This is a genomic window from Pseudocitrobacter corydidari (genome assembly GCF_021172065.1).
Classification (GTDB): domain Bacteria; phylum Pseudomonadota; class Gammaproteobacteria; order Enterobacterales; family Enterobacteriaceae; genus Pseudocitrobacter; species Pseudocitrobacter corydidari.
Map to the genome: position 1 here is coordinate 4130500 of NZ_CP087880.1, position 12969 is coordinate 4143468.

Here is a 12969-nt window from a genome sequence, read left to right on the forward strand (position 1 = left end):
TTATGAGCAATTGTAGGCCGGGCAAGCGCAGCGCCCCCGGCATGTGCGGTGGATGTGCCTGATGGCGCTTCGCTTATCAGGCCTACGGTTTTGTGCCATTGTAGGCCGGGCAAGCGCAGCGCCCCCGGCTTCTGTTAAGGCTCGCCGTACAAACCAATCAAACGGCGTACCACGCCGTTGGTCCAGCCGAAACCATCCTGTAACGGATACTCCCCGCCGCCCCCTTCGCGCGGCGTGCCTTCGGCGATGTGATACTTCTCAATCAGCTTATGGTGGTCGCGATAGAAATGATTCACCGTCTCCAGCCAGTTGTGGGCGATTTCGTTGCCCAGCACGTCGTGGCCGTAGAGCTTGAATCCCTGAATCGCCATCCACTGTAGCGGGGCCCAGCCGTTCGGGTAATCCCACTGCTCGCCGCTTTCATACTCTGTCGCCAGAATGCCGCGTGGCGTGAGCAACCGGGCGCGGACGGCAAGCGCCAGCCGGTCTGCCTGTTCATGCGTCGCCATGCCGACATACAATGGCACGACGCTGGCGGCGGAGAACAGCGCCTGTTGCTCGCGACGCCAGTCGTAATCGCGGAACAGACCATTTTCTTCATCCCACAGATAACGCGTCACCGCTGCACGGCGTGCGCTGGCTTTCTGCTTAAACAGCGCCTGCGTCTCTTTATCGCCCTTCAAACCGGAAAGATTAGCGATGGTGTTTTCCAGTTTGAACAGAAAAGCGTTCAAATCGATGGGAATAAACTGGGTGGTACGTATGCTCGCCAGTCGCGACGTATCGCGCAGCCAGCGTGAGGAATAGTCCCAACCGGATGCCGCCCCGGCGCGCAGGTCGCGATACACCTCATTGGGCGGACGACCTGAGTGCTGCGCCGTTTCGACATCCTCAATCCATGACTCATCACGCGGCGTGTCGCGATCGTCCCAGTAACGGTTGAGCAATGAACCGTCCGGCATGCGCACCACGTGGCGATAGGCCTGATTGGGAATGAGCGAATCCGCGCCATCCATCCAGAAGCTGTACTCCATCTTCAGATGGTCGAGATAACGTTTCGCGCCGCGCACGCCATCCTCTTCAAACAGCTCCACCATCAGAGCAAACACCGGCGGCTGCGAGCGGCTGAGATAATAGGTGCGGTTGCCGTTAGGAATATGCCCGTAGCGCTCAATCATCCACGCAAAGTTATCGGCCATGCATTTCAGCAGGTCTTCCCGACCGCTCTCCGCCAGGCCAAGCATGGTGAAGTAGGAGTCCCAGTAGTAGGTCTCACTAAAGCGCCCGCCGGGCACGATATAGGACTGCGGCAGCGCCAATAGCGACGAACCGGGAATATGATCCTGCGGCTCGCGAGTCAATACCGGCCAGAGCGTGTCGATGTGCTCCTTCAGGGATTTATCCGGGTCCGAAACGTACTCGCTGTCGCGCAGTTCCGGCGGCCAGAAGTTCTCTTCCACAAAGCGGCGCAGGTCAAAACCCGGTTTGCGCTTGATGCGACGATAGTGGATAAGAATATCCAGCGGATCTTTTTTCGGCGCGCAGTCAGGAAACGTTTTGCTATCGCTAAAAATGCGTGCGCGCTGAACGTTTTCAAACAGTTCCAGATAACGATCGGCTGGCGTTAAGGCATCGGAGGCGGGCAGCCCCTCGATGACTTCCGGCTCCGGTTCGGCATCGAGCATTTCATCCAGTTTTAATTCGTACGGATCCGCTTCGTAGCACAGCTCGACATCAATGGCTAAGGCCTCGGACTCTTCGTTACGTATTTTCTGGTTGAACATAGCGCAGGTCACCTCCGGTGAGCGTCGTTTTACATCCCGGTTTTATCCGGCCACTTATAAAGCGTAGACATTCGCTTCGGTTACGGGTGAGCAAAGCGTGCGGAAGATCACACTTCCTGGCGGGGTGACAAGAAGAAATTTTTTCAGGTTTTTGAAAAATAATAAAAAATTGAAATCCCGGTTTTCACCGTCGCCGGGATTTTCAGAACAATCGATTGTAACGGGTTTTAACGCGGGCTGAATTTATAAAACAGATTCGGTTCGCTGACGATGTAAAGACTACCCGTGCCGTCGGTGGCGATACCTTCCGGCTGTGGAATATCACGGGAAAGACCGTAATGACCCGCCGTCAGCGACATAAATTTCAGGTTATGTTCGCGGTCGACCAGCACGACTTTTTGCGAAATGTCGGAGAGAATATAGAGGTTAGACGTCGAGCCATCAAAATCCATTCCGGAGATATCGCGCACATACCAGGAGAGCATTAATTCATTGAGCGGGCTTTTGTCCGTTTTGAATACCCCTTCGTTATCGAGGATATTAAAAATCCGGACGGGTTTTTTCTCCTGGGCTGTCACCATGCGAGACAGTTCAGGTTTCCAGGCTAATCCTTCCACGCCGCTGTTTTGCTTTTCCGCCTGAACTGCCGGACGATAAGTTTCGGCATGGCTGATATCCACTTTTTGCGTATCGTTATTAATGGTAACGATAGCCAGCGTGCCGCTCTTTTCTTTGGAAAGGTAGAAGCGTTGATTGCCGATATATTCAATCGCCTCAAGGTCAGCGGGTTTATCCGTTTTGATACGGCGCAGCACCTTTCCATCCGTGCTAAGTTCCAGAATTAACGAGGGCGCATCGGTGACAGCGAACAGCGTCTGCGTGTCTTTATTCCAGGTCAGACCGGATAATCCGCCCTCTAAACCCGAAATCTGTTTAGCGTCGATCGTGACGTGGTAGTTATCTATTTGTGGGTAATTTGTGATGTAGTAATAGAAAGAGAAAATACAAACAAAAATAATAATAAAGCCTGCAAATATTTTAGATTTTTTATTCTTCATAAACCCACAGAGAATTAACGGGAGAGTCAGATATCCCCTATATGTCTCCATATAGGGGATTGCGCGTCATATATTAACGCATAGTAACAAACTCTTCCGCCGCTGTCGGGTGAATTGCCACGGTATTATCGAAATCTTTTTTGGTTGCGCCCATTTTCAGCGCCACGGCGAAGCCTTGCAGCATTTCATCCATACCAAAACCGATGCCGTGAATACCGACAATTTTCTCTTCCGGGCCAACGCAAACTAGCTTCATACGGCACGGCTGGCGATGCGTGGTAACAGCGGTATACATGGCGGTGAAGGAGGATTTATAGACCTTCACGGCGTCGTCGCCATACTGCTCACGTGCCTGCGGTTCGGTTAAACCGACGGTGCCGATGGGCGGGTGGCTGAAGACCACGGTCGGAATGTTGCTGTAATCCAGATGCTCATCCGGCTTGTTGTTAAACAGACGCTCTGAGAGACGACGACCTGCGGCCACCGCAACCGGCGTCAGTTCAACGGCACCGGTGTTATCGCCCACCGCATAAATTCCCGGAACGTTGGTGTTCTGGAATTTATCGACGACGATGTAGCCTTTATCGTTAGTTTTCACGCCCGTTGCGGCCAGATTGAAGTTGTCTGTCGCCGGTTCACGGCCAATCGCCCAAATCAGGCAATCTACCGTCTGGCTGCGGCCATCTTCCAGTTCAACGGTCAGGCTGCCGTCGGTGTTTTTCACGACCGCTTTAGGAATAGCCTGGGTATGCAGCGTTGGGCCTTCCGCGTTCATGACTTCAACCAGCGTCTCGGTAATCAGCGGGTCGAAGGTGCGCAGCGGCGCGTGTTTACGCACAAACAGGTGCGTTTCCGCGCCCAGGCCATTAATCACGCCAGCCAGTTCAACGGCAATGTAGCCCGCGCCGACCACCGCAACGCGTTTCGGCAATGCCGGCAGCGCGAAGAAACCGTCGGAGTCAATACCGTACTCCACGCCCGGAATATCCGGGTGACTTGGGCGACCGCCGGTGGCGATCAGGATATGATCGGCAGTGATCGTTTCCCCGTTCACTTCCACAGTTTTCGCATCAACAAAGCGGGCAAAGCCTTTAATTACGTCGACTTTGTTTTTCGCCAGGCCGTTGTCATACGAGGTATGAATACGGTCAATGTAGGCTGTGCGGCTGGCAATCAGCTTGTTCCAGTCGAAGTCGTTGATGGTGGTGTCAAAACCGTAGTCCGGGCCATACATGTGGATGGCTTCGCGGATTTGCGCGGCATGCCACATCACTTTTTTCGGCACGCAACCGACGTTAACGCAGGTGCCGCCCAGCTCTTTGGCTTCAATCAGCGCGCACTTCTGGCCGTACATCGCCGCACGGTTAATCGAGGCGATGCCGCCGCTGCCGCCGCCAATAGCGATATAGTCGTAATGTTTGGTCATGACCGCTCCTTCCTGTTCATTGTCAGGCGAGGGCTCTACGCCCAGCGCCAAAGATCCGCGATTGTATACCTGAAACTGATAGGTTCTGGCTATGTCTGCAATTACTCAGGCACGATCCAGCTTACCGTGGTGTGGCCGATACCATTTGGCACCAGCTTGCTGTGCAGCCATGGCAGAACGGCGTTCATCTGCTGTTCCAGCTTCCACGGCGGGTTGATAACAATCATGCCGGACGCGGTCATGCCGCGCTGATCGCTGTCCGGGCGTACCGCCAGCTCGATTTGCAGGATTTTACGGATGCCGGTGGCTTCCAGGTCTTTGATCATGCGTTTGATTTGCGCACGCAGGACGACCGGGTACCACAACGCATAGGTGCCTGTCGCAAAGCGCTTATAGCCTTCGTGAATGCCCGTCACCACCGCCTGGTAATCGGTTTTGATTTCGTACGGCGGGTCGATGAGGATCAGGCCACGACGAGAAACCGGCGGCAGTTTGGATTTGAGTTGCTGATAACCGTCGGCTTTTTCCACGCGCGCACGATCGTCTTTCTGGAACTCGGAACGCAATAGTGGGAAATCGCTTGGGTGCAGTTCGGTCATCATCAGGCTGTCTTGTTCACGCAGCAGCTGGCGGGCAATCAGCGGAGAACCTGGGTAGTAGCGCAACTGGCCGCTGCGGTTGAAGTGCTGTACCACGCTGATGTATGGCTCCAGTTCGGCAGGCAGATCGTCCTGTTGCCAGATGCGGGCAATACCTTCCAGATATTCACCGGTACGTTCGGCATGCTCGCTGCTTAACTGGTAACGGCCCGCGCCCGCATGGGTGTCCAGATAGAGAAACGGTTTCTCTTTCTCTTTCAGTGATTCGATGATCAGGCTCTGAACGGTGTGTTTAAGGACGTCGGCGTGGTTGCCAGCGTGAAAGCTGTGGCGATAACTGAGCATGGGTAAAGGGGTTCCGCTAAGTAAAACATGGGCCCGTTACCGGGCAACAAAAAAGTCTATCCGAACAGTATACCGAAAAGTCGCCGCCGCCGCGAAAGCGCAACGCTTATCATTGAAATTCACTACACTTAACCCCATGCTACATACATTACATGGCGGATGGCGACGCTAATGCGTCTTATCCGATCTACAGGCGTAGGTCGGGTAAGGCGCAGCCGCCACCCGACAACAACGCGCATACGCGTTTGTTTCCCCCTTTTTAACCAGGACTGTGCATATGACGAATCCATTACTGACTCCCTTCGAACTGCCGCCGTTTTCCGCCATCAAGCCTGAGCATGTTGTTCCCGCCGTCACCAAAGCGCTGAACGACTGCCGTGAAAATGTGGAACGCGTGGTAGCGCAGGGCGCACCGTATTCCTGGGAAAATCTATGCCAGCCGCTGGCTGAAGTGGACGATGTACTGGGGCGTATTTTCTCGCCGGTCAGCCACCTGAACTCGGTGAAAAATAGCCCGGAACTGCGTGAAGCTTACGAGCAAACCCTGCCGCTGCTGTCGGAATACAGCACCTGGGTTGGTCAGCATGAAGGGCTGTATAAAGCGTACCGCGACCTGCGCGACGGCGATAATTACGCCACGCTCTCAACCGCACAGAAAAAAGCGGTCGATAACGCGCTGCGTGATTTCGAATTGTCCGGTATCGGACTGCCGAAAGAGAAACAGCAGCGCTACGGTGAAATTGCGACGCGCCTGTCTGAACTCGGCAACATCTATAGCAACAACGTACTCGATGCCACCATGGGCTGGACGAAACAGGTAAGCGACGAAGCGGAACTCTCCGGCATGCCGGAAAGCGCGCTGGCCGCCGCCAAAGCGCAGGCCGAAGCCAAAGAGCTGGACGGCTACCTGCTGACGCTGGATATCCCAAGCTATCTGCCAGTAATGACCTATTGCGACAACCAGGCCCTACGTGAAGAGATGTATCGCGCCTACAGCACCCGTGCCTCCGATCAGGGCCCGAATGCCGGTAAATGGGATAACAGCCCGGTGATGGCGGAAATCCTCGCCCTGCGTCACGAACTGGCGCAACTGCTGGGCTTCGAAAGCTACGCCTTTAAATCACTCGCCACCAAAATGGCGGAAAACCCGCAGCAGGTGCTGGAATTCTTAACCGACCTCGCCAAACGCGCGCGCCCGCAGGGTGAAAAAGAGCTGGCGCAACTGCGTGCCTTCGCGAAAGCGGAATTTGGCGTCGATGAGCTGCAACCGTGGGATATCGCCTACTACAGCGAAAAACAGAAACAGCACCTCTACAGCATCAGCGACGAACAGCTGCGCCCGTACTTCCCGGAAAACAAAGCCGTTAACGGCCTGTTCGAAGTGGTGAAACGCATTTACGGCATCACCGCCAAAGAGCGCAAAGATGTTGACGTCTGGAGCCCGGAAGTGCGCTTCTTCGAGCTGTATGACGAAAACAATGAACTGCGCGGTAGCTTCTACCTCGACCTGTACGCGCGTGAACACAAACGCGGCGGGGCGTGGATGGACGACTGCGTCGGCCAGATGCGCAAGCTCGATGGCTCGCTGCAAAAACCGGTCGCCTACCTGACCTGTAACTTCAACCGTCCGGTTAACGGCAAACCGGCGCTGTTTACGCATGATGAAGTGATCACCCTGTTCCACGAATTCGGTCACGGCCTGCACCACATGCTGACCCGCATCGAAACCGCGGGCGTTTCCGGGATCAACGGCGTGCCGTGGGATGCGGTCGAACTGCCGAGCCAGTTTATGGAAAACTGGTGCTGGGAGCCGGACGCGCTGGCGTTTATCTCCGGCCACTACGAAACCGGCGAACCGCTGCCGAAAGAACTGCTCGATAAAATGCTGGCGGCGAAGAACTACCAGGCGGCGCTGTTTATCCTGCGTCAACTGGAGTTCGGCCTGTTCGATTTCCGCCTGCACGCGGAATTTAACCCAGAGCAGGGCGCGAAAATCCTCGAAACCCTGGCAGAAATTAAGAAACAGGTTGCCGTGGTGCCGGGGCCGTCATGGGGCCGCTTCCCGCACGCCTTCAGCCACATCTTTGCCGGTGGCTATGCGGCGGGTTACTACAGCTATCTGTGGGCCGATGTGCTGGCGGCGGATGCGTTCTCCCGCTTCGAAGAAGAGGGCATTTTCAACCGCGATACCGGGCAGTCGTTCCTCGATAACATCCTGACGCGCGGCGGTTCTGAGGAGCCAATGGCGCTGTTCAAACGCTTCCGTGGCCGTGAACCGCAGCTTGATGCGATGCTGGAGCATTACGGGATCAAAGGCTAATCGGTCAGTGAAAATCTGTTTACTTGATGAAACGGGCGCCGGAGACGGCGCCTTATCTGTTCTTGCCGCCCGCTGGGGGCTGGAGCACGATGAAGACAACCTGATGGCGCTGGTGTTAACGCCGGAGCATCTTGAACTGCGCAAACGTGATGAGCCAAAGCTTGGCGGCATCTTCGTGGATTTTGTCGGTGGAGCGATGGCGCACCGCCGCAAATTTGGCGGTGGTCGCGGTGAAGCGGTGGCAAAAGCCGTCGGCATTAAGGGCAGCTATCTGCCGGACGTGGTTGACGCCACGGCGGGGCTGGGGCGCGATGCGTTTGTGCTGGCGTCGGTCGGCTGCCATGTGCGGATGCTGGAGCGTAACCCGGTAGTGGCGGCACTGCTCGACGATGGCCTGGCGCGCGGCTATGCCGATGCGGAAATCGGCGGCTGGTTGCAGGAACGCTTGCAACTGATCCACGCCTCCAGCCTGACGACGCTCGCGGATATCACCCCGCGCCCGCAGGTGGTGTACCTTGACCCGATGTTTCCCCATAAGCAGAAAAGCGCGCTGGTAAAGAAAGAGATGCGCGTGTTTCAGTCGCTGGTGGGGCCTGATCTCGACGCAGATGGATTGCTGGCGCCTGCACGACTGCTGGCGACGAAACGCGTGGTGGTGAAGCGGCCCGACTATGCGCCGCCGCTCGCGGACGTGGCGACGACCAACGCGGTGGTCACCAAAGGGCATCGGTTTGATATTTATGCGGGGACGGCGGAGTAAGGGCGGTGTGGCCTGGGGCCCCTCACCCTAACCCTCTCCCTGTACGGTCCGGGGACATAGTTAACACTTGTTCGGGGACATGGTAGACACTTACAACTAAGGCATAAGAACCCGTTTATGGAGTCGCTTATGCCCTGGGATGCGAGAGATACCATGTCATTACGTTCCGAGTTTGTTCTGTTCGCCTCACAAGACGGGGCGAACATCCGTTCCCTCTGCCGTCACTACGGCATTTCTCCCGCCACCGGTTACAAGTGGCTTCGTCGCTGGGCTGAGGAAGGCGCATCCGGTCTTCTGGACCGTCCCCGCGTACCTCATCACTCTCCCAACCGTTCTCCGGATGATATCACTGACCTGCTGTGCATCGCCCATGCCCGTCATGAGCGCTGGGGCGCCCGCAAGATAAAGCGCTGGCTCGAAGACCAGGGGCACCGTATGCCCGCCTTCAGCACCGTCCATAACCTGATGGCCCGTCACGGTCTGCTGCCGGGGACGGCGCCGGGCATTACGGCCACAGGGCGCTTCGAACATGACGCGCCGAACCGGCTCTGGCAGATGGATTTTAAGGGTCACTTCCCCTTCGGCGGGGGCCGCTGCCATCCGCTCACCCTGCTGGATGACCACTCCCGTTTCTCCCTGTGTCTGGCACCCTGCACCGATGAACGCCGTGAGACCGTGCAGCAGCAGCTGGTCAGCGTGTTTGAACGCTACGGGCTGCCAGACCGGATGACGATGGACAACGGCTCGCCGTGGGGCGACACCACCGGTACCTGGACGGCACTTGAGTTGTGGCTGATGCGCCAGGGTATCCGGGTGGGGCATTCCCGGCCATACCATCCGCAGACACAGGGCAAGCTGGAACGTTTTCACCGCAGCCTGAAGGCGGAAGTACTGCAGGGTAAGTGGTTCACAGACAGCGGTGAGCTGCAGCGTGCTTTCGACCACTGGCGTACGGTGTATAACCTTGAACGGCCCCATGAAGCCCTGGGTATGGCCGTTCCGGCCTCGCGGTATCAGCCGTCTGCAAGGCAGTACAGCGACAGCATTACGCCACCGGAATATGATGAAGGGGTGATGGTGAGGAAGGTCGATATCAGCGGGAAGCTGAGCATAAAAGGTATCAGTCTGAAGGCAGGCAATGCGTTCAGGGGAGAGCGGGTCGGGCTGAAGGAGACGCAGGAGGATGGCTGCTATGAAGTGTGGTGGTACAGTACAAAAGTGGGGGAGATCGACCTGAAGAAAAGGTCGATCACTATGGGTAAAGGATGTTAAAAAGTGTTCACCATGTCCCCGAACACCTGTCTACCATGTCCCCGGACCGTACACTCCCATAGGGAGAGGGGACCGATCGTGCCAATGGTGAAAGTTGTGCGGTTTTCTCCCTCTCCCTGTGGGAGGGGGCCGGGGTGAGGGGGTCTCCCCCTACACAAACGGCGCGTACGGATCCGCCATCTCAAACGCCGCTGTTCTCTCCGCTTTCGGCGGGTAAATCAGCTCGCTCACGATCGACACCTTCAACTTCTTCGCTTCTTCGCGCGTCAGTTTTACCTGCTGATCCCAGCCTTCGGTATACACCGCGCCCCATGCGCCGAGATCCAGACAGGTGACGTACATCTCCTGGCGATACGGTGACGGCTCCACACCCAGCAGGCTGGCAGCGGCGTTATTACCGGCGAATTTGCCCAGCAGAATCGCATGCTGGCAGGTCATTAGCGCGTGGTTGCCTTTGTCATCCGTTGCCGCATACGCCACGTCGCCGGTGGCGAAAATCTCTTCATGGCCGACAACCTGAAGATTCGCATCCACATGCAGACGCCCCTGGCGATCGCGCGGCGCATCAATTTGTGCCGTCAGGTCGCTTGCCTGGACACCCACGGTCCAGATAACGGTTGAAGAGGCAATTCGCTGCCCGTCTTTTAGCGTGGCGCCTGCGGCATCCACCGATTCGACTTCGGCATTCACTATCCATTCGACGCCCAGCTCGTTTGAAGCATCAATCACCACATTACGCAGTTCTTCACTGTAACGTGAGCCTGGCTGTGGGCCGCGTTCAACTACGACTACTCTGGTCTTAGCATTTGAGCCAAGAATGTCGCGCAGGCGGCCTGGCAATTCCATCGCCATCTCAATACCGGTAAACCCGCCGCCGCACACGACGACGGTGTTACGCGCGTCGCTTTCAGACTGAGAGGCCAGGGATTGCAGATGTTTTTCTAAAACGGCCGCGCTCTCCAGCTGATCGAGATCGAACGCATGCTCTGCAACGCCTGAGACAAATGAACGGTTTACGTGGCTGCCGCTCGCCAGAACCAGACGGTCGTAGGAGTGCTGATGCATGTCGCCATCGGCATCTTTCCAGCTCACGCTACGCGAGTCGGTGTGAATATCCGATACGGTACCGCGCAGGAATTTCACGCCGGTGACGTCGAACAGCGGCATCAGTGGGGATACCAGCGTTTCAACGTGACTTTCATAAAAACGTGGACGCACGCGCAGCTCTGGCTGCGGGGCAATTACTGTAATATCAATCGCCTGGCTGTTGTTTTTGTCCGCCAGACGCGCCGCGCTAAGGGCCGCCCACATCCCGGCGAAGCCGGCACCTACGATCAGAATTTGTTTACGCATCGCTTATTCACTCTGTTAACGCTGATTAATTGACTCGGATTTTATTAGTCGTAGTTTGAAAAGGCAACGTGAAAAAAGAATACCGTAAGGGTTTTGGTGGTATCGCATTGATTAACCGCTATTTATTTTTTATTGATTCTGAGGTGTTGCCGTAGCATCTGGATCGCAAAGGGCAAAATAGCTACAATAACTCAGAGTTATATTGGCTGAGATTAAAGCATGGCATTTTACAGTTCCGGGGTTGAATACGGCATCCATAGCCTGATGTGCATGGTAGACAGTAAGGGCGACGCCCGTGATATGAGCGTGCGCGAAATTGCTGAGCTGCAAAGCGTGCCTTATGACTACCTCGCCAAAATCTTCACCCGTCTGTCAAAAGCCGGGCTGGTGCGGAGCATCGAAGGGAAGGGCGGCGGTTTTCAGCTGGCTAAACCAGCGGAGCACATCACGGTGAAAGACGTTGCTGTTGCCATCGACGGTGAGAAGCGCATCTTTGAATGCCGTGAAATTCGCCAGCGGCTGGCGGTGTTTGACGAGAAACCGCCGGAGTGGGCGTGTGAAGGAATCTGCGGCGTGCGCTCGGTAATGGACATGGCACAGCAGCGAATGGAAGAGGCGCTGGCTCAGCACACGATCCTCGACCTTGCCCGCAAGATGTATCGCAAAGCGCCGGATGAATTTGTTATCGAGGTACAGGACTGGATTGCCGCGCGCAAAGCGTAGTGAATTGCCTGATGGCGCTGCGCTTATCAGGCCTACGTACTTAACAAAACGCCCGCAAAAGCGGGCGTTGTCATTATGCGCGAGAGGCGATTACTCCTCTTCTTCGTCGCGCAGCGGAACAATCAACATATCGACGTGAACGGTGTTGATCAGCTGACGCGCAGAAGACATCAGCTTGCTCCAGAAGTCCTGATGATGACCGCAAACCACCAGGTCCATATCGTATTTCTTGATGGCGTCGACCAGCACCTGGCCCAGATCGCCGCTGCCGCTCAGGGTTTCGGTAATCGGATAACCCGCATTGGTGGACAGCTCAGACAGCGCATGGTGCGTCTCTTCCGAAATGCGTTTCTGCATATCGCCCAGATTCACATCGATAAGGCCGGTATAGAGATCGGAGTAATTCACATCAACATGAATCAGGGAAACTTTCGCGTTGTATGGGCGTGCCATAGATACGGCTTTCTCAACCAGCACTTTGCTCTCTGGTGAAAGGTCTACCGCGATAAGAATGTGTTTGTAAGCCATGGTGTTACTCCTTCCATAAAGTTGTCGATGACCAATGGGCGTTAAGTCGCCCGCGTCCTGCATGTCGATTGCGCGGGGGTTTAGCCCTGCCTAAAATCTGCTGCATCCGAGGATGCTAATCAGGCCTTGTAATAATCTTAAAGACCTCATTGTAGAAGATATTTCTACATTATAGCGACCGGGTCTGCGCGTCAATGCGACGCGATCACCAATTTGTTAAACAAATTTTTCGCAACACTCGTATTGATAACGCTTAAGGTTGTGGTAAAAAATTTCACTAATCTCCTACACTATTTAATGAGCCGGTCGGGCAAATAAACGTGATCGGATTCTCACCTTTTTCACTGAGCTGTCTGGAGCTATGAGTAATTGGGGTGCGGTAGCCCGGGAGGTGTCTCCTTTGGGCGGGTCGCCGGGGAGGAGGTATGATCAGCACAATCGCGCTGTTTTGGGCCCTGTGTGTCGTCTGTGTGGTGAATATGGCACGCTATTTCTCGTCGTTGCGTGCATTGCTAGTGGTACTGCGTGGTTGCGATCCCTTGCTCTATCAATATGTTGATGGTGGTGGGTTTTTTACCTCACATGGCCAACCCAGCAAGCAGGTGAGGCTGGTTTGGTACATTTACGGTCAGCGTTATCGCGACCATCATGACGACGAATTTATTCGCCGCTGTGAGCGCGTACGCCGCCAGTTCATTTTGACCAGTTCGTTGTGTGGATTAGTGGTGGTAAGCCTGATTGCACTGGCTCTCTGGCATTAATCTTTCAACATAAAAAAAGACGGGCCAGTTTCCTGACCCG

At 55.5% G+C, this 12969-nt stretch carries 11 protein-coding genes; 5 read left to right on the forward strand and 6 right to left on the reverse strand.

The window, feature by feature from the left end; genetic code table 11:
* Window positions 1–134: 134 nt before the first annotated feature.
* The 4 genes from G163CM_RS19150 to G163CM_RS19165 form a co-directional block, all read right to left on the reverse strand.
* Window positions 135–1784, reverse strand: a complete 1650-nt coding sequence (locus G163CM_RS19150; RefSeq protein ID WP_231825987.1) for an alpha,alpha-trehalase — start codon at window positions 1782–1784, stop codon at window positions 135–137.
* A gap of 227 nt (window positions 1785–2011) precedes the next feature.
* Window positions 2012–2842 carry an SdiA-regulated domain-containing protein gene (locus G163CM_RS19155; RefSeq protein WP_231825988.1) on the reverse strand — a complete coding sequence of 277 codons (831 nt, stop codon included), beginning with the start codon at window positions 2840–2842 and terminating at the stop codon, window positions 2012–2014.
* A 73-nt stretch (window positions 2843–2915) separates the two neighbouring features.
* Window positions 2916–4268 (reverse strand): glutathione-disulfide reductase, encoded by a 1353-nt coding sequence (gene gorA / locus G163CM_RS19160; RefSeq protein ID WP_231825989.1) that lies wholly within the window; start codon window positions 4266–4268, stop codon window positions 2916–2918.
* A gap of 101 nt (window positions 4269–4369) precedes the next feature.
* Window positions 4370–5212, reverse strand: a complete 843-nt coding sequence (locus G163CM_RS19165; protein WP_108476769.1) for a 23S rRNA (adenine(2030)-N(6))-methyltransferase RlmJ — start codon at window positions 5210–5212, stop codon at window positions 4370–4372.
* 277 nt (window positions 5213–5489) lie between these two features.
* On the opposite strand from G163CM_RS19165, the gene prlC reads away from it, so the two are divergent.
* From prlC to G163CM_RS19180, 3 genes are all read left to right on the forward strand, one after another.
* Window positions 5490–7532 carry an oligopeptidase A gene (gene prlC, locus G163CM_RS19170; RefSeq protein WP_015962596.1) on the forward strand — a complete coding sequence of 681 codons (2043 nt, stop codon included), beginning with the start codon at window positions 5490–5492 and terminating at the stop codon, window positions 7530–7532.
* A gap of 7 nt (window positions 7533–7539) precedes the next feature.
* Complete coding sequence (gene rsmJ / locus G163CM_RS19175) at window positions 7540–8292, forward strand: 16S rRNA (guanine(1516)-N(2))-methyltransferase RsmJ (RefSeq protein WP_015962597.1); 753 nt, start codon at window positions 7540–7542, stop codon at window positions 8290–8292.
* A gap of 129 nt (window positions 8293–8421) precedes the next feature.
* The gene (locus G163CM_RS19180) at window positions 8422–9564 is read left to right on the forward strand and encodes an IS481 family transposase (protein ID WP_420851200.1); all 1143 of its coding nucleotides are present in this window, start codon (window positions 8422–8424) and stop codon (window positions 9562–9564) included.
* A 150-nt stretch (window positions 9565–9714) separates the two neighbouring features.
* Here the strand turns inward: G163CM_RS19180 and G163CM_RS19185 are convergent, their stop codons facing one another.
* The gene (locus G163CM_RS19185) at window positions 9715–10917 is read right to left on the reverse strand and encodes an NAD(P)/FAD-dependent oxidoreductase (RefSeq protein ID WP_231825990.1); all 1203 of its coding nucleotides are present in this window, start codon (window positions 10915–10917) and stop codon (window positions 9715–9717) included.
* A gap of 219 nt (window positions 10918–11136) precedes the next feature.
* Here G163CM_RS19185 and G163CM_RS19190 point away from each other — a divergent pair, with 219 nt between their 5' ends.
* Window positions 11137–11640: an RrF2 family transcriptional regulator gene (locus G163CM_RS19190; protein ID WP_015962599.1), complete on the forward strand. Its 504-nt coding sequence runs from the start codon at window positions 11137–11139 to the stop codon at window positions 11638–11640.
* Window positions 11641–11730: 90 nt separating this feature from the next.
* On the opposite strand, the gene uspA is transcribed toward G163CM_RS19190, so the two are convergent.
* Entirely contained in the window at window positions 11731–12168 is a 438-nt protein-coding gene (uspA, locus tag G163CM_RS19195; RefSeq protein ID WP_004106650.1) for a universal stress protein UspA, read from the reverse strand.
* A 425-nt stretch (window positions 12169–12593) separates the two neighbouring features.
* Between uspA and uspB the strand changes: the two genes are divergently transcribed.
* Window positions 12594–12929: a universal stress protein UspB gene (gene uspB, locus G163CM_RS19200; RefSeq protein ID WP_015962600.1), complete on the forward strand. Its 336-nt coding sequence runs from the start codon at window positions 12594–12596 to the stop codon at window positions 12927–12929.
* The last annotated feature ends 40 nt before the right edge of the window (window positions 12930–12969 follow it).